The sequence below is a fragment of the Streptomyces sp. NPDC040610 genome, from assembly GCF_055594065.1.
Genome location: NZ_JBVIXA010000001.1, coordinates 1159753 through 1175842, shown reverse-complemented (window position 1 = coordinate 1175842; position 16090 = coordinate 1159753). Strand labels below are relative to the sequence as shown.

The 16090-nt window shown below is 71.1% G+C and carries 14 protein-coding genes; 8 read left to right on the top strand and 6 right to left on the bottom strand.

The annotated features are described in order from the left end of the window. Positions 1 to 136: 136 nt before the first annotated feature. Positions 137 to 1585 carry a glycoside hydrolase family 16 protein gene (locus tag ACZ6AA_RS05275; protein ID WP_468452294.1) on the top strand — a complete coding sequence of 483 codons (1449 nt, stop codon included), beginning with the start codon at positions 137 to 139 and terminating at the stop codon, positions 1583 to 1585. An 83-nt stretch (positions 1586 to 1668) separates the two neighbouring features. Here ACZ6AA_RS05275 and ACZ6AA_RS05270 read toward each other — a convergent pair whose 3' ends face one another. Together ACZ6AA_RS05270 and ACZ6AA_RS05265 are read right to left on the bottom strand one after the other, a co-directional pair. Continuing rightward, positions 1669 to 2076, bottom strand: a complete 408-nt coding sequence (locus ACZ6AA_RS05270; RefSeq protein ID WP_468452296.1) for a hypothetical protein — start codon at positions 2074 to 2076, stop codon at positions 1669 to 1671. A gap of 69 nt (positions 2077 to 2145) precedes the next feature. Further along, positions 2146 to 3372, bottom strand: a complete 1227-nt coding sequence (locus ACZ6AA_RS05265) for a serine hydrolase domain-containing protein (RefSeq protein ID WP_471456348.1) — start codon at positions 3370 to 3372, stop codon at positions 2146 to 2148. 264 nt (positions 3373 to 3636) lie between these two features. Here ACZ6AA_RS05265 and ACZ6AA_RS05260 point away from each other — a divergent pair, with 264 nt between their 5' ends. Then, entirely contained in the window at positions 3637 to 4368 is a 732-nt protein-coding gene (locus tag ACZ6AA_RS05260; RefSeq protein ID WP_468452300.1) for a GbsR/MarR family transcriptional regulator, read from the top strand. 54 nt (positions 4369 to 4422) lie between these two features. Here the strand turns inward: ACZ6AA_RS05260 and ACZ6AA_RS05255 are convergent, their stop codons facing one another. Beyond that, positions 4423 to 6111: an MFS transporter gene (locus ACZ6AA_RS05255; RefSeq protein ID WP_468452302.1), complete on the bottom strand. Its 1689-nt coding sequence runs from the start codon at positions 6109 to 6111 to the stop codon at positions 4423 to 4425. Positions 6112 to 6251: 140 nt separating this feature from the next. Here ACZ6AA_RS05255 and ACZ6AA_RS05250 point away from each other — a divergent pair, with 140 nt between their 5' ends. Next, on the top strand, positions 6252 to 7022 hold the full coding sequence (locus ACZ6AA_RS05250; RefSeq protein ID WP_471456345.1) for a TetR/AcrR family transcriptional regulator: 771 nt from the start codon (positions 6252 to 6254) through the stop codon (positions 7020 to 7022). 19 nt (positions 7023 to 7041) lie between these two features. Here ACZ6AA_RS05250 and ACZ6AA_RS05245 read toward each other — a convergent pair whose 3' ends face one another. After that, positions 7042 to 7476: an ATP-binding protein gene (locus ACZ6AA_RS05245; protein ID WP_471456343.1), complete on the bottom strand. Its 435-nt coding sequence runs from the start codon at positions 7474 to 7476 to the stop codon at positions 7042 to 7044. Positions 7477 to 7653: 177 nt separating this feature from the next. Between ACZ6AA_RS05245 and ACZ6AA_RS05240 the strand changes: the two genes are divergently transcribed. The 5 genes from ACZ6AA_RS05240 (at position 7654) to ACZ6AA_RS05220 (ending at position 11716) form a co-directional block, all read left to right on the top strand. Continuing rightward, a complete protein-coding gene (locus ACZ6AA_RS05240) occupies positions 7654 to 8511 on the top strand; it encodes a helix-turn-helix domain-containing protein (RefSeq protein ID WP_471456341.1) in 858 nt (285 codons plus the stop codon). Between the two features lie 3 nt (positions 8512 to 8514). Beyond that, the gene (locus ACZ6AA_RS05235; RefSeq protein WP_471456339.1) at positions 8515 to 8736 is read left to right on the top strand and encodes a DUF397 domain-containing protein; all 222 of its coding nucleotides are present in this window, start codon (positions 8515 to 8517) and stop codon (positions 8734 to 8736) included. 144 nt (positions 8737 to 8880) lie between these two features. Further along, complete coding sequence (locus tag ACZ6AA_RS05230; RefSeq protein ID WP_468452312.1) at positions 8881 to 9324, top strand: hypothetical protein; 444 nt, start codon at positions 8881 to 8883, stop codon at positions 9322 to 9324. A 147-nt stretch (positions 9325 to 9471) separates the two neighbouring features. Beyond that, positions 9472 to 11160, top strand: coding sequence for an alpha/beta hydrolase (locus ACZ6AA_RS05225; RefSeq protein WP_471456337.1), 1689 nt, complete (start codon positions 9472 to 9474; stop codon positions 11158 to 11160). Positions 11161 to 11239: 79 nt separating this feature from the next. Continuing rightward, entirely contained in the window at positions 11240 to 11716 is a 477-nt protein-coding gene (locus ACZ6AA_RS05220) for a hypothetical protein (protein WP_471456335.1), read from the top strand. Positions 11717 to 11779: 63 nt separating this feature from the next. On the opposite strand, the gene ACZ6AA_RS05215 is transcribed toward ACZ6AA_RS05220, so the two are convergent. Next, positions 11780 to 14176 carry an NACHT domain-containing protein gene (locus tag ACZ6AA_RS05215; protein WP_471456333.1) on the bottom strand — a complete coding sequence of 799 codons (2397 nt, stop codon included), beginning with the start codon at positions 14174 to 14176 and terminating at the stop codon, positions 11780 to 11782. After that, on the bottom strand, positions 14173 to 15984 hold the full coding sequence (locus tag ACZ6AA_RS05210) for a helix-turn-helix domain-containing protein (RefSeq protein WP_471456331.1): 1812 nt from the start codon (positions 15982 to 15984) through the stop codon (positions 14173 to 14175). The genes ACZ6AA_RS05215 and ACZ6AA_RS05210 overlap by 4 nt, the downstream gene beginning before the upstream one ends. Positions 15985 to 16090 lie beyond the last annotated feature (106 nt).

Below are 16090 nucleotides of genomic sequence, written 5' to 3'. Positions count from 1 at the left end.
AGTTGACGGCGTACGGCCATTGACGGCACCGCCGCCCACAACTACAAAACCCTGAGAGCGCTCTCAGCGAACAGCGTCACCGTGCCATCCGCCCCACGTCCCCGCCCCACCACCCCCAGCCTCACGGAGGTGCCCCATGGGCACGAGCCGCACGAGCCGCCTCTTCCGCACGAGACGCACCACCCCCCTCCTCGCCGGGCTCGCCGCCGCGGGCCTGTGCGCCGCGCTCCTGAGCCCCGCCGAGGCGCGGGGCGACGTCCCCCCGGCCCCCGGCTGGACCCTGCAGTGGAGCGACGACTTCAACGGCCCCGCCCGCTCGCTGCCCTCCGCCGCGAACTGGCAGATCGACACCGGCCACAACTACCCGGGCGGCCCGCCGAACTGGGGCACGGGCGAGATCCAGAACTACACCTCGTCCCCCGACAACCTGGGCCTGGACGGCAACGGCAATCTGCGCATCACCCCGCTGCGGGACGGCGCGGGCAACTGGACCTCGGCCCGGATCGAGACCAAGCGCGCCGACTTCAAGGCCCCTGCGGGCGGCACCCTCGCCATCGAGGGCCGCATCCAGATGCCGAACGTCACCGGCGAGCAGGCCCTCGGCTACTGGCCCGCGTTCTGGGCGCTGGGCGCGCCCTACCGGGGCAACTACTGGAACTGGCCGGGCATCGGCGAGTTCGACGTGATGGAGAACGTCAACGGCATCAACTCGGTGTGGGGCGTGCTGCATTGCGGGGTGAACCCCGGCGGCCCCTGCAACGAGACGAACGGCATCGGCGCGAGCCGCGCCTGCCCGGGCGCCTCGTGCCAGTCGGCCTTCCACACGTACCGCTTCGAGTGGGACCGGTCGGCGAGCCCGAACGTCCTGCGCTGGTACGTCGACGGGCAGCTGTACCACAGCGTCGACGAGAACCGGGTGGGCGCCGAGGCGTGGAACGACATGACGAGCCACGCGGGCTACTTCATCCTCCTGAACGTGGCGATGGGCGGCGCGTTCCCCGACGGCGTCGCGGGCCGGGCGACCCCGGTGGCGGCCACCGCGCCGGGCCGCGCGATGGCCGTGGACTATGTGGCGGTGTGGACGCGCGGCGGCGGGGGCGGCGACCCCGGCACGCCCGCGACCCTGCATCTGCGCCCGGGCGGCACCCTCGGCCAGTCGACGGGGTCCGCCGCGGCCACCACCCTCGCCTCGGCGGGCGGCGCCAACCACGACGGCACCCCGCACAGCCCGCAGACGTTCACGGCCACCGGCGTGAACGGCACCTACGGCGGCGGGGCAACGGAGTTCGACCTGCTCGTCGACGCGGGCTCGGCTGTCGCCAACGGCCAGCAGGTGCGGGTGAGTTACGACCGGACGGGCGACGGCTCCTGGGAACGCACCGAGACGTATCGGTACTTCGCCACCGATCCGGTACCGGGATATGAGCACTACACCCAGTCCAAGGGGCTCGCATCGGCCACGGGCGCACACGGCACGATGACGAACGGCACCGTGCGCGTCGAGGTGTGGAACGCGATCGGCAACGCCGCGAGCACGGTCGGCACCGGGAATCAGTCGTTCGTACGGATCCCGTACGCGTCCTAGCCGGGGAGATCACGCGTCCCAGCCGGGGAAATGCCGGGGGGCGGGCCCGTACGGGCCCGCCCCCTCCCTCACCCCGCCTGCCGTCAGGCGGCGTCGAGGGCTTCGGTGATCTTGCGGCCCATGTCGACCAGGACCGGGCTCGGCTGACCCTTGGCGGCCCGGGCGGCGGTCTCGGCGGCGACGAGGACGGTGGTGCGGAAGTTGTCGGCCTCGGCCGGGTCCTGCTTCTTGAGCAGGGCCATGGCCGCCGTCAGGTCCGGCAGCACGCGGTCGGCGAGGTCGGCCACGGACTTGCCGCCGAGGTCGCTGTCCTTCGGGTACTCGGCGAGGACGTGCCCGACCAGGCCGGTCGCGGAGGTCAGGGCGATGGAGCCCTCGGCGGCGATCCTGCCGGGCTTCCCGGCGGCGTCGGCGGCGGCCATCAGCGCGACGGCGCCGTACGCGGCGGCACGGAGGGTGGACTTGTCCTGGGCGGTGAGGTTGACGGACATGGTGGTGTGCTCCTTCGAGTCGGTACGAGAGTGTGAGAGGCGGTGCGGGGCCGTGCGGGCGGGCCGGGTTCAGTCCTCGATCGCCTGGTAGAGCGTGGTCCAGAAGTCGTGGATGAGCCGCGCCGGGTGCGGTGTGGTCAGGCCGACCTGGGTCAGCAGGACCCCGGTGAGGCCCGTGTGCGGGTCGGCGTACGTCGAGGTGCCGGTGCCGCCGTCCCAGCCGAACTGGCCGATGGGCGCGTAGTCGCCGCGGTAGGTGCGGACCGCCATGCCGAAGCCCCAACCGCCCTGCTGGCCCTGCCCGAAGGACACCTGGACGCTGTCGCGGGCCAGCGCGGTGCGGGCCTTCTCCTGCTCGGGCGTGAGGCAGTTGGTGGTCATCAGCTCGACGGCGGGCCGGGACAGGATCCGCTCGGTGCCGTGCGTGCCGCCGTTCAGCAGCATCCGGAAGAACGCGTGGTAGTCGTCGGCGGTGGAGACCAGACCGCCGCCGCCCGCCTGGAACGGCGGGGGTGAGCTGTACTGCCCGCCGGCGGCCTCGTCCCAGACGGTGAACGCGCCGGACTCCGGGTCGGGGGCGTAGCTGGGCGGCAGCCGGTCCATCTTGTCGGCGGGGACGTGGAAGCCGGTGTCCTTCATGCCCAGCGGGTCCAGGACGCGTTCGCGCAGGAAGGTCTCGAATGGCTGCCCCGTGACACGGGCGACGAGCACGCCGAGCACGTCGTGGCTGAGGTGGTACTGCCAGTGCTGTCCGGGCTGCCGCATCAGGGGCAGTTCGCCGAGGGCGCTCATCCACGCATCGGGGCCGGGCAGCGGTGTCGCGCCCTGGCTGAAGACGCCGCTCGCGAAGACCGCGTTCATGATCGGGGTGCCGATCGCCGTCAGGTCGATGCCGAGCCCGAACGTGGAGGTGACCAGGTCTCGTACGGTGATCGACCGGCGCGCGGGCTCGGTGTCGTCCAGCGGGCCGTCGATCCGCTTCATGACCCGGCGGTCGGCGAGTTCGGGCAGCCACTCGTCGACCGGGTCGTCGAGGCGCAGCCTGCACTCGTCGAGCAGGACCATCACCGGCGCCATCGTGACCGGCTTGGACGTGGACGCCATCCGGAAGATCGTGTCCCGGCGCATCGGCGCGCCGCCCTCGTGCCGCATCGTGCCGACCGCCTCGACGTGCGTCTCGTCGCCCCGGCCGACCAGGGCGACGAGCCCGGGGATCCTGCCGGACTCGACGTGCCCCGCCAGCACCTCGCGCAGCCGGTCGAGCCCTGCCTCGGAGAAGCCGTTGCCCTTGCCCATCACGAACCCCCTGCGTACCGTCTCCTGCGTTCAGCAATCACTGAACGAGCACGAAGGTACATTGCATTCACCGATCCGTCAAAGGTCAGCGAAGGCCGAACAGCCCACCAAAGCAGCGACTCACAGAAATATATTGCAATGAGTCTGGAGCTGAATGCAATGGGCGACCAGTACCGTGATTGCAATGGGCTGTGAATGAACGCATACTGCGCAGGTGCGGGCGCCGAGGCCCGCGCGGGGCCACAGAACCGGAGGGGAACACCGATGCCCGGAGGCAGACTCACCAATGAGGACCGGCGGCTCATCGCCGCGGGACTGGCGGAGGGGCTCGGCTACACGGAGATCGGCCGCCGCCTGGAGCGGCCCGCGTCGACGATCATGCGGGAGGTCGCCCGCAACGGCGGCCCCGAGGGCTACGGGGCGGAGCGCGCGCAGGAGGCGACCCGGCACCGCGCGCGCCGCCAGAAACAGGATCCGCCGGCGGCACCGCCACTGCCCGAGAGCAGCCATGGGCGCGACCCGCGGGCGGTCCAGGACTTCACGGAGTCCTTCACCGAACTCCTCGTGCAACAGGGGCTTCCCCGGATGATGGCCAGGGTCCTCGCCAGCCTGCTCGTCGCCGACTCCGGCGCCCTCACCGCCGCCGAACTGGTCCAGCGGCTGCGGGTCAGCCCGGCGTCGATCTCACACGCGGTCACCTTCCTTGAGGAGCAAGGGATGATCACGCGGGACCGGGCTCCCGGCGCGCGCCGCGAACGCTATGTCGTCGACGACGAGATCTGGCTCCGGTCCACGCTGGCGGCGTTCCAGATGAACGACGTGCTCGCGGCCGCGTCGCAGCGCGGCACGGAGGTGCTCGGCGCCGCGACCCCGGCCGGGGCCCGCTTCGGCTCCTCCGCCGAGTTCCTCCTGCTCGTGAACGAGGCGCTGCGGCAGGCCATGGACCAGTGGCGACAGAACCAGGCCGCGGCCCGGTCCGACGCACCACGCGACTGAGGCCCGTCCGACGGGTCCACGACACCGCGCGGACTCGTCGGACGGGCCCCGCCCCTACGCCACCGGCTCCTTGGCCGTCTCCCGGGCGCTCTCGGAGGCCGCCTCGGCGGGCTGCCGCTTCTCCTGCCCCTTCCTCGGCAGCAGGAAGGCCACGATCACCGTTCCCGCGCCCAGGACCACGGCCCCGACGAGGCTCGTGTGCGCCACCGCGTCCGAGAACGCCGAGCCCACCGCGTGCTTCATCTGCTCGGCGCCCTGGGCGAGTTCGCCCGCCTGGGCCTTCAGCTCGGCGGCCTTCTGGGGCGTGGTACCGGGCGCCCCGGCCTGCTCGGCGAGCTTGCGGGCCTGGCCGCCGATGGCCTGGGCGACGCCGCCGCCCGCGCCCACGGAGTCCTGCGCCTGGTCAAGGGCGTACGCCGGCAGCTTGCTGCCCTTGGTCTCGTCGGCGAGGCCGTCGGCGTACGAGGTGGCGAGCACCGAGCCGAGGACGGCGATGCCGAGGGAGCCGCCGAGTTCGAGGGAGGTGTCGTTGACGGCGCCGCCGACGCCGAGTTCGGACTCCGGGAAGGCGCCCATGATGGCGTCCGTGCACGGCGAGACGGCGAAGCCGAGGGACACGCCGAGGATGATCAGGGCCGGCACGAAGTCGCCGTACGTGGAACCGGCGTCGGTGGCCGTCAGCAGGGCCAGGGCCGTGGTGCCGCCGACCATGCCCGCCGTCACCATGACCTTCGCACCGAGGCGCGGGGTGAGAACGCCGGTCAGCGCCGTGCCCACGAACACCGCTCCGGCCAGCGGCAGCATGCGGACACCGGTCTCCAGCGGGTCGTACAGGAGCACGAACTGGAGGTGCTGGGTGAGGTAGAGGAAGGCACCGAAGACGGCCACGAAGAACAGGGCGACGGCGAGGTTGGCGCCGGAGAAGCCGCGCTCGGCGAACTTCCGCACGTCCAGGACGGGCCGCGGGTGCCGCAGCTCCCAGACGACGAACAGGGCGAGGCCCACGGCGGCGATCACGGCGGCCGTCACCGCGCTCGCGCCCCAGCCGAAGCCCGGCCCCTCGATGATCATGTAGATGAGCGCGCCGATCCAGACGACGGACAGCAGCCCGCCGACATAGTCGATGCGGCCGGTGGTCACGGCCTTCGACGGCGGTACGAGGACGAAGGCGCCGACGACCGCGACCGCCGCGACCGGGATGTCGATGAGGAACGTCGAGGCCCAGCCGTAGTGCTCCAGGAGCGCGCCCGCGATCAGCGGTCCGGCGGCGATCGCGATGCCGGACGTCGCCGCCCACAGCGTGATCGCCTTGGCCCGCTCCTCGCGCGGGAACGTCGAGGCCAGCAGCGAGAGCGTCGCGGGCATGATCATGGCCGCGCCCACGCCCATCACCGCGCGTGCGGCGATGACGAGGGTCGAGCTGTCGGCGAGTGCCCCGGCCCCGGCTCCCGCACTGAGGACCACGAGCCCGAGGACGAGGGCGCCACGGCGGCTGTACTTGTCGCCGAGCGCACCGAACAGCAGCATCAGGGCCGCGTACGGGACGGTGTAGGCGTCGATGACCCACTGCAGGTCGGAGCTGGACAAGTCGAGGTCGCGGGTCATGTCCGGGGCCGCGACCGTGAGCGCCGTGTTCGCCATGACGGCGATCAGCAGGCTCAGGCACAGCACGCCCAGCGCCCACCAGCGGCGGGCGTAGGGCCGGTCCATCCGCTCGACCGGCTCCTTGATCAGCAAAGGCATCGGGTCCACCCCTCGCAAGAATGTCGCCAGCACAGTACTTGCACAGCACTGTGCAATTGCACGTCTCTGTGCAATGTACGCGATGAGCGACTGTGTTGCACATCGCTGTGCAAGTACCCGTGGGGCGGCAGAATGGGCCCATGAGCCGTACGCAGCCGACGCCGACGCCGTCCGTGCCTCCCGCAGGCCCCTCGGCGGGTGCCGCCGCCGCGCCCTCCGCGGGGGCCGCCGCCGGTGCCGCCGCCGCGCCCGTCGCCGTCTCCGCCGCGCAGGCCCGCGCCGACGCCAACCGTCGCCGCATCCTCGACGTCGCCTTCACCGAGCTGACCCGGGACCCGGACGCGTCCATGGACCAGATCGCGCGCGCCGCCGGTGTCGTACGCCGCACCGTGTACGGCCACTTCCCGAGCCGTGACGCCCTCGTCACCGCGATCCTCGACGAGGCCGTCGAGGCGGTCAGTGCCGCGCACGCCGCCGGGTACGAGGGCATCGACGACCCGCCGCGTGCCGTCGCCAGCGCGATGCTCGCCGTCTGGGACGTCACCGACCGCTACCGCCTGCTGATCTCCCTCGCGCAGCGCGCCATCGCCATGGAGGGCATCCGGGAACGCCTCGCCCCCGTCCACGAGCGCGGCACCGCGATGCTCCAACGGGGCCTGGACGAGGGCCGGTTCGTCTCCCCGATGCCCGCGAACGCCCTCGCCTACGTCGTCGAGAACATCATGTTCGCCCTGATGGAGACCGTGAACGACGGCCTCATGGCGGCGGAGGAGGCCGGGCGGGCGGCGGCGGTCACGTTCCTCTGCGCGGCGGGGTTGCCTCCGGCGGAGGCGGAGAGCTTGGTGGCCGAGGTGGCCTGCGAGGTGGCCTGCGAGGCGGCGTCGGGGCGGGTGCCGGAGCGGGGCGCCTGACTTCCCCACCCGCCCGCCCTCACCCCCTGCGGGGCAGCTTGGCGCGGACGGTCTTGCCCTGCCCGTCCCGCAGGAACCACTCCAGTTCATGGGCGAGTTGACGTACGACGAGGAGGCCGCGGCCGCCCTCGCCGGGGGTGGTGGTCCCGCCCTCGAACCCGGGGAACTCCCGGCTGGGGTCCGAAACGTCGACGATCAGCTCGTCGTCCTCGGCGAGGGCGAGGCGCAGCCAGAGGTGGTGGCCGGTCACCTTGCCGTGGCGGGCGGCGTTGGCGACGAGTTCGGAGACGACGAGGACGGCGTCGTCGAGGTCGCCCGGCCAGCGCCAGGCGGCCAGCCGAAGGCGGGTGTGCTGTCGCGCGAGGCGGGCGGAGGCGGGGGTCAGGGGATAGCTGGAGAACCAGTTTCGGGTGGGGAGAGCGCTGCGCGCTTGCGGAGCCGTGGGGTTGGTCACGCAACTACCGTTGCGGGCACCCCCGTTCGCTCACAATCGAACTTCCCTGAAATTTCAGGGACGGGGAAAAATGGACTATGCGCGAATCTGCACATCCGGCTGCGACAGCCGCACACGAGGTGTCACACTCCGCACGCAAGGGCAGGTGACACGCACAAGGGAACGCGGGCGGTGCACATGGCAGCCAAGCGTGGGCGGACCGGACAGAGGCTGGAACTCGGCCTTCAGTTGCGACAGTTGAGGGAGGAGTGTGGGCTGACACGCAAGCAGGCGGTCCAAGGACTGCGCATCTCGGAGGCGTCGCTGCTGCGGATCGAGAACGGGGCCCTGAACTTCCGCAACGTAGGCGACCTACGGAAGGCGCTGACCAAGTACGGCGTTACGGACGAGGAGGTCGTCGACTCGTTCGTCGCCCTCAACCGGGAGACATCCCGTCAGGACTGGCTGACGCAGTACCGAGGGCAGATGAAGCCCGGCATGCCAGCTTTCGTCGGCCTTGAACCAGAGGCCAAGAGCATGCGGATCTACCACCCCACGCTGGTCTACGGCTTGCTCCAGACACGCCAGTACGCGCAAGCCATCCACGACCTGAACAAGCCGGTGGAGGAGACCACGTCGGAGTTCATCCGCAGCGCCGTGGAAGTGCGCATGAGGCGGCAGGAATGCCTCACCCGGGAGAACCCGGTCAAGCTGCGCGCCATCCTCGGCGAGGCCGCTCTGCGCTACCCGGTCGGCGGGGCGGAGGTGATGCACGAGCAGTACGAGAAGCTGGTCAAGATGGCATCCTTGGAACACATCACGCTCCAGGTACTGCCGTTCCAGAACGGCTACCGCTCGGTGAGCGACTTCGCGATCCTCGATTTCGGCGACCCGCTACCGGCCCGAGTCCAGATCGACAGCTGGAGCGGAGCGCTCACGTCGGACAAGCGCCGCGAAGTCGACCGGTTCACCCGTCGTTTCGACAGCATGGCGGCCTCCGCAGAGCCGCCCGAGCGCACGCAAGAATTCCTGGCCCGACTACAACGAGAGCTCTGACCCATGACCACGCACGCCAACGCACACGAACTCGCCCCCGAGGGCGCCTGGTTCAAGTCGTCGTACAGCGACGGCGAAGGACTGAACTGCCTTGAGGTCGCCGACCTCACCGCCCACTCCGCCGAAGGCATAGGAGTCCGCGACTCCAAGAACCCCCAAGGCCCCGCCCTCCTCCTCACCCTCCCCGCCTGGACGGCATTCCTGACGTCGGTCGTCCGGGCCTGAGTACGCGTACTCAGAAGCCGTGATGACCGAAACGGATCGGGCACACACGCGCGAAGCCGTACGGTACAAGTCGATCAATGCAACGTCGCAGTGGCACACGCGCGTTGCCCGACGGCACGGCGGACAGAACGGGGAAGAGCACGGATGGCATGGGAGGAGTGGGAGCGGCTCAAAGCCGAAGCGGCCGAGCAGCACACCGCACGAATGCAACTGAACCAGGCGGAGCCCGACTCCGGGGTCGACACCGGAAACCTGGTGTCGAACAAGAGGGCCTGGGCGAAGGCGGGCCATGACATCGGCTCGCTGCGCGAAGGCATCGGCAAGGCTCTCGATCAGCTCTCCGAAGGTCAGAACGGCCTGGGAGCGGACACCGGCTGCCGGACGGCGGGCGCCCAGAAGGAGGTCCACGCCTCCTGGGAACGCTACGTCAAGGCGGTGAGCCGCCGTTGCGGAACACTCGCGGGACTGTTGGAGAAGGCCGGCAACGAGCAGTTGAAGACCGACGATTCGGTCAGGGTCGCGCTCGGCAATCTGAAGATCGCGTACGAGGACACGCCCGCGATCGGCGGACAGGGCAAGGGGCGGTAGTCGGACGTCATGGACCTCGCGACACTCAAAGCCCTCAAGCCGAACGAGTACGCGGAGGCGGCGAACGGATACCGCCGCACCTCGGACATGGCGCGGGCGGCCCACGACCGCGTCGGGACGCAGATCGCCGCGGCCATGCGGAAGTCGTTGAAGGGCGAGGCCGCGTCGGCGGCGATCAAGCAACTGGCGGAGCTGGGAAAGAACTTCCACTACGTCCAGACCGAGTGCGGCCTCGTCGCTTCGGCCCTCGACGCGTTCTCGTACGAGATGGAAGCGGCCAAGAAGAAGCTCGACGCGGCCCTGGCCGACGCGAAGGCCGGGGGCCTCACCGTGCACGCCGACGGCTCGGTCGGCTATCCGCCGGGCGGCGACAAGGACAAGGACGGCAGGACGCCGGAGGGCGGCACGGCCTCCGGCCTGACGGATGAGACCGCCTCGGCCGTCGGCCGCCAGGCGGCCAACTTCAACCCCAACCCCAAGGCCCGCCTCGCCCAGGACTGCGCGGACGCCATCGCCACGGCCCTCAAGGAAGCGACGGAGGCCGACACGAAGTGGGCCCCGAAGCTGAAGGCCCTCAAGGCCGACGACGACCTGACGGTCAGCGACCGGGACTGGGCCGACGCCGGTTCGGACACCCGGGGCGTGAAGTCGGCAGGCAAGGACTACCTCGACTCGCTGCCGCAACCGCCCAAGAACGGCGACCCGAAGGCCAACGCGGAGTGGTGGCGCGGCCTCGACGCCGATGAGAAGGCGGCGTGGGTCGCCATGCGCCCGGACTCCGTCGGCGAACTCGACGGCCTGCCGTCCACGGTCCGCGACGAGGCGAACCGGATGGTCCTCGCCGAGGCCCGCGGCAACGCGCAGGTCGAGTACGACACCTGGCTGAGGAAACACCCGGAGCCCGCTCGGTACACGGAATTCACCAACCCCCAGACCGGGGAGGTGAACAAGAAGGTCGAGAACCCGGAGTGGTGGAAGTGGAAAAAGGAAAGGGAAGCCGCCCACAAAACCATTGACGGCATGGACGCGATCCAGCGCCGCTTCGACGCGACGGGCTGGAAAGGAATCCCCGAGGCGTACCTGCTGGGCTTCAGCACCGAGGGAGACGGCCGCGCGATCATCGCCAATGGGAACCCGGACACCGCAGATCACCAGGCGGTGTACGTGCCGGGCACGAAGGCGGCTCTCGGGAACATCGAGGGGGACGTTGAACGCGGGGTGAAGGTATGGAACTCGGCCGACGCGAAATCCGATGGGGCCTCCGTTTCCACCATCACCTGGCTCGGATACGACGCGCCCGACGCCGTCTTGAAGGATGCCACCTTCGAGCACTATGCGTACGACGGTGCACCTGCACTCAACCGGTTCCTGGACGGTCTCGAGACCGCGCACACCGGCGACACGGCACCGCACCGCACCGTGATCGGCCATTCGTACGGATCGACCCTGATCGGCGCGGCAGCCCAGACCGGCGATCTCAACTCCGATGACGTCGTCTTCGCGGGCAGCCCGGGCGCCAAGGTGTCGCATGCCGATCAGCTGGACGTCCCCAAGGGGCACGTGTGGAACGAGGAAGCCAAGGGCGACCTCGTTCCGGAAGGTGGGCGCCTTCTGCACGGCGGACGGGAGCACATATGGGAGGAGCCCAAGATTCCCAGCGATCCGGAATTTGGAGCCAACCAGATGACCACGGATACCCAAGGCCACAGCGGCTACTGGGATGAGGGCTCAAGAAGCCTGCTGAACCAGGCTCTGGTGGTGGTCGGAAAGGAGGATGACGTGAAGCTGGTGGAGACTCCTGTCGGACCCCCCGAAGAGTTGACGCGCGCACACTAGGAGAGACCCTGACGTGAAGACCGGCACGCGTGCATCCATGTTCGCTGCACCCCTTGCACTCGTTCTGACAGGATGCGGCATGAGTGACGACAAGAAGGACAGTTCCGATGGCGTCCCGTTCGCAGGCACGAGCACCTCACGCGACGCTTCCGATGCGATGGAAAAGGTGTCCAGCGACATATACGACCTGATGGGCGTGAAGGGAAAGGCGTCGGAGAACTTTCCAGGAGTCACAGAGTGTGCGGGCAAGGACAAGAAGACATACTTTCGCATCCACCATCCATGGAGCTTCCGGCCCACGTCGGCCAGTGATCTCGACGAAGCGATGGCGCGGCTCAAGAGCGAACTGCCGAAGCACGGGTGGAAGATCGTCGAGTACGGACCTGACACCAGCAGGAACAGAAATATCAACCTGACCGCCGACAACGACAAGAAGAAGGTCAGTGTCATCATCATCAAGATGGCGAAGGCCGAACGGCCCATGCTGAGCCTGGATCTCATCTCCGGCTGCTACAAGGTCCCGGACGGCGAGAAGGTCGATCCGTACGGCCTCTGAAAGCCCGAGGCCCAGCCGTCAGCGGACGGCAGGGCCGACGCAGGCAGCCGAGGCACTTCGAGGTCACCCGGGATTCCGCGCCAGCCACTCCCGCAGCTCCCGGTGCCGGAACTCGTACTCCCCGCCCACCACGCGCAGCAGCCCCGCGTGGTAGGCCCAGGCCAGAAACAGGCCGAGGCGCAGCGGCACCCGGCCCAGAACCGCACCGCCCAGGGTCGACGCGCCCCGCGCCATGTTGCAGCCGAGTTCGGCGGCGCCGAGGGCGATGACGAAATGGACGACTCCGGCGAAACCCACCATGGCTTCGCTGCCCCGCCCCAGGAGGAAGGCGAGGGCGAACGTGGGCAGGTTCGACGTCCGGGTGGCCTGTCGCCAGAGGTGGCCGACGGCGGCCGCGCGGGGCTCGGTGCCCGGGCCGAGGAAGACGCAGGCGAGGACGTAGAAGAGGAGGACGCCCACGATGGCGCCGCCGCGAAAGCCGTCGCCCGGTGCCGGGAAGTCGTGCCCCGCGCCGACCACGGCGGCCATGGCCCCGCCGACCAGGGCGAATCCGGGTACGACGCGGGCGCGCCACAGCAAGACGGCGGCAAGGGCGAGCCCGACCGCGCAGGCGACGGCGAGCACGGGGTCGTACGCCATGGCGGTCCAGGCGACTGGCCCGGCCACCAGGGGCATCGCCACGCAGGCGACGAGCCCGCGCCGGTCGCGGTAGGCGACGAAGGGGGTGGCGACCAGGTAGGCCAGGCCCACGCACTGGCCGATGAGGACGCCCACCGCGTACCAGGCCTCCGAAGGCACGGCGGCGTACGCGTCGCTGAAGGGAGCCGTGACACCGAGGAGGAAAGGTGCCAGGGGCAGGGCCGTCCGGCCGACGGCGGAGGCGGCGGACGTCCCGGCTCGGCGCAGCCGGTCCGGCCACCGGGACCGCGACTGGCGGACCCGCTCCGAAGACCCCACGGGAATGACCTCGCACAGGGTGGTCGACCACGCGAAGGAGGCGCCCAGCCCGGCGAGTCCCGCGAACACCAGGGATTGCGGAAGGCCTTCGCGGTGGACCCACCACCCCTCGGGTACGAGCCCGCGCACCAGGTCCGGGACGAAGTACAGCGCACCGACGGTGACGGCACCGCCCAGCAGCACCGTCACGGCACGGGTCATGTAGGGCCCGACCACCCGCCCGTGCGTGGCACCCCCGTGCTCGGCGGTCTGGGCCATGCGCCGCAGCCACCGATGAACCCGCCGGGGCGCGTACTCCCGCTGCCGCCCCCACACGGTCCGGTCCCCGGTCAGACTCCCCCGCGCCCGCCGCACCGCCGCGTTGGCGGACCGGGTGGCGGCCGGGACGTACCGCGCGAGCAACTGCTCACGGATCTCGGCGGCCGAAGCACCGGGCACCGGCGGCGCCACCTCGGCGGACTCCCCGTACACGGCGAGGGCGAGGCCCAGGTAGAACGGCGAACTGAGGGCCTCGGCGACGGCCCCGCCCTCGCCTCCGTCCCGCATGGCGTCGACGACGGCGTCCATCGGGGTGGCCCGCCCGTCGGAGCGGAGAGCGACGTACCGCCGCGCCTGCTCGGCGTCGACGCCGCCGACGCGCAGCAGCGTGGCCTCACGGAGCCACGTGTGCAGGCCGGACAGTTCCTCGTACCGCTGCTCTCGGCAGGTCAGGACGAGGGGCGCGCTACCGTCCACGGCCTGGTAGGCGTTGAGTTCGGCGAGGGCCTGGCAGGCCCGCTCCGGCTCCCCGTCCTCGGGGTCCATCTCGTCGAGCCCGTCGAGGACAGGGACCACGAGCCGTCGAGCGACGAGGTCGGCGGCTACAGCCACCGGCACCTCGTACGCCTTGACCAGGCTGTCCTTGAGCCAGTGCTCGAAGCCGCCGACGGTCCGGCGCCCGCCCCACCAGCGGCGCCGGGTCCGCGCCGGAGGCAGATCCCGGATGGCGAGCCGCACGGGCACCGCGTCCTCGGCCCCGCGCACGCCGAGCAGCCGCACCACGAGGTGCACGGCGAAGACCGTCTTCCCGGCCCCCGGCTCCCCGGTCACGACGAGCCGCCCGGGCTCCGCGCAGTACCACCGCGCCACGTCGGACAACCGCTGCCGTCCCGGCGGCTCGGCCCCGCCCCACCGCGGCGTCACCTCCACCGACAGGTCGATCAGGTGCGCCCCGGTGCCCAGCATGTGTGTGCGCTCGGCGACTTCCACGTCCTCCACGGCCCGAGCGAGCTGGTCGAGAGCGACGGCACGAGCGTCGCTGGCCCGCTGCAACCGCAACGCGCTGAGGCTGACCCCCGCCCCCACCAGGATCCCGAGGACCCCCAACGGCACCCCGAGAACCCCGGCCACGTCCTGCGGCCCGAGCCCTCCGCCCCGCACGGACCACCCCGCCCACCCGCACCCGGCGACCAGCACGACCACCCCGCCACCGAGCAGCCACCGCACACCCGCGGACTCCCTCACCCGCGGTACTCCACGAGCACCGGACTCTCCCCGTACTCCACCCGCTCCCCCGCCCGCACCCGCTCCACCCCGCCGTCCATCCGCCGCAGCAGTTCGGCACCCTTGCCCAACTCGCCGCGCGCACGCCCCCGCTGGGTCCACCGGACCGCCATCCAGGGACCCGCCGCGTCGGGCTCACGGCCTTCGCCGCGCAGGAAGACGCACTCGAAGACGCCGTCGGGCAGGCCGACGCCGCGGCCCTTCCCGCAGGACGAGATCGGCCGGTCCGCCAGCCAGCCGTGCAGCCGCCCGATGCGGCGGCCCGCCTCCGTGGGCGGGCCGCCCACGGGCTGGACGACCAGGGGGACACCCCGGCTGCCCCAGGAGTAGAAGTACATCCGCTCGACGTTCAACTTACGGAGATAGAGGCCGACCAGATAGAAACGCACGGCGTAGTCGTCGGCACGCCGGCGGGACAGCCGGGCCCCGTCGTCGATCTCGGCACCCGGCCCGGTGTTCCACACGCGGTGGCCCACGCTGTTCTCGCGGAACATGTCCTGGACCTTCTCCGCGACCTCGATGATGTCCTCGGGCGGACCGTCGGCCCGGCGCGGGTGCAGTTTGAGCGCCGCGGCATCGCAGTAGTCGTAGGCGCCGGTCCGTACGAACTTCTCCAGCCTCGCCCTGCCCTCGGGCTCCCACAGCTTGCCGAAGGAGGGGCATGCCAGCTTCGCGTCCGGGTCGGCACGCTTGATGATGCGCGCGGCCCTGCGCACCATCTTCGCCAGGGTGGTCATGCTCCCGACGTAGTGAGTCGTGGCCCCCACGTTGTCCCAGAGTTCGTACGCCCCGATCCGGGAGCGGTAGCGGGTGGCGACCGCCTCGACGAAGCGGTCCCAGTCGGCCAGGTCGTCGGGTGGTGTGGCGCGCGAGTCGTCCGGGTACGGCGTCCTCGGGCCGTCGGGGGCCGCCCAGCCGGGAGTGGCGCCGAAGGTGAACACGATGGGCAGGCGCTCGCGTTCGGCGCCCCGCACCGAACGTTCGAGGATCTTCCAGTCGAACGTGCCCCGCCGCGGCTCGACCTGGGCCCAGCGGGTCTCGCTCTCCCAGAAGCGGACACCGCCGACGTCGAAGTCCGGCATGAGGCCGGTGTCGGTGTTCATCGTGATGCCGAAGTACTCGCGGTCGAGCGGCTTGGGCGCCAGGGCCCAGTACGGGCCGTCGATCCGCTGGCCGGACGACCGGTCCACGGTGCCGTCGCCGCTCCCTTTGCCGCCGCCCACCGTGCCGCCGCTCGCCGTACCGCCGTCGCCCTTGCCGCCCGGGTCCGGCCACCCGTCGAAGGTCACCGCGCTCACCACGGAAACGGTGACGACGACGGCGAGCAGGAGCGCGCGCAAGCGGTGCCGGGAGAGCGGGGCGGGGCGGGGGAGGCGGAGCCGGCGGGCGGTCCAGGTCGTTCCGCGCGGGTGCGGGAACGCTTCCCGGCTCTCCCGGACAGCGTCTCGCGTCGCGTCCCGCGCGGCGGGCGGTCCGGCGGGCGACTCGGCCGCCGGACCCGCGGCTTCCACCTCCGCCTCGGCCTCCCGCGCCCGCGCCTCCGCCCGCGCCCACGCCCCGTACAGCCGGTCCAACTCCCCCGGCCCCGCCCCGCACACCCGCGCGATCCGCTCGACCGTGCCGAAGCTCGCGGGCACGGTCAGGCCCTGGCAGTAGCGGTGCACCGAGGAGCGGCTCAGGCCCGTGCGGCTCGCGAGAGCCGTGTAGCTGCGGCCGCTGCGCTCCTTCAACTCCTGCAGAAGATCGGCCAGTTCGTGAGTCTCACTCATGGGCTTGCCCCTGTGTCCGTCCCACAGCGGCAGAACATAGCAGGCCGGGCGGATTCGGGCGTCCCACCGTCCCAGCGGGACGCGTCCTGCTTGCCGACGGCACGCC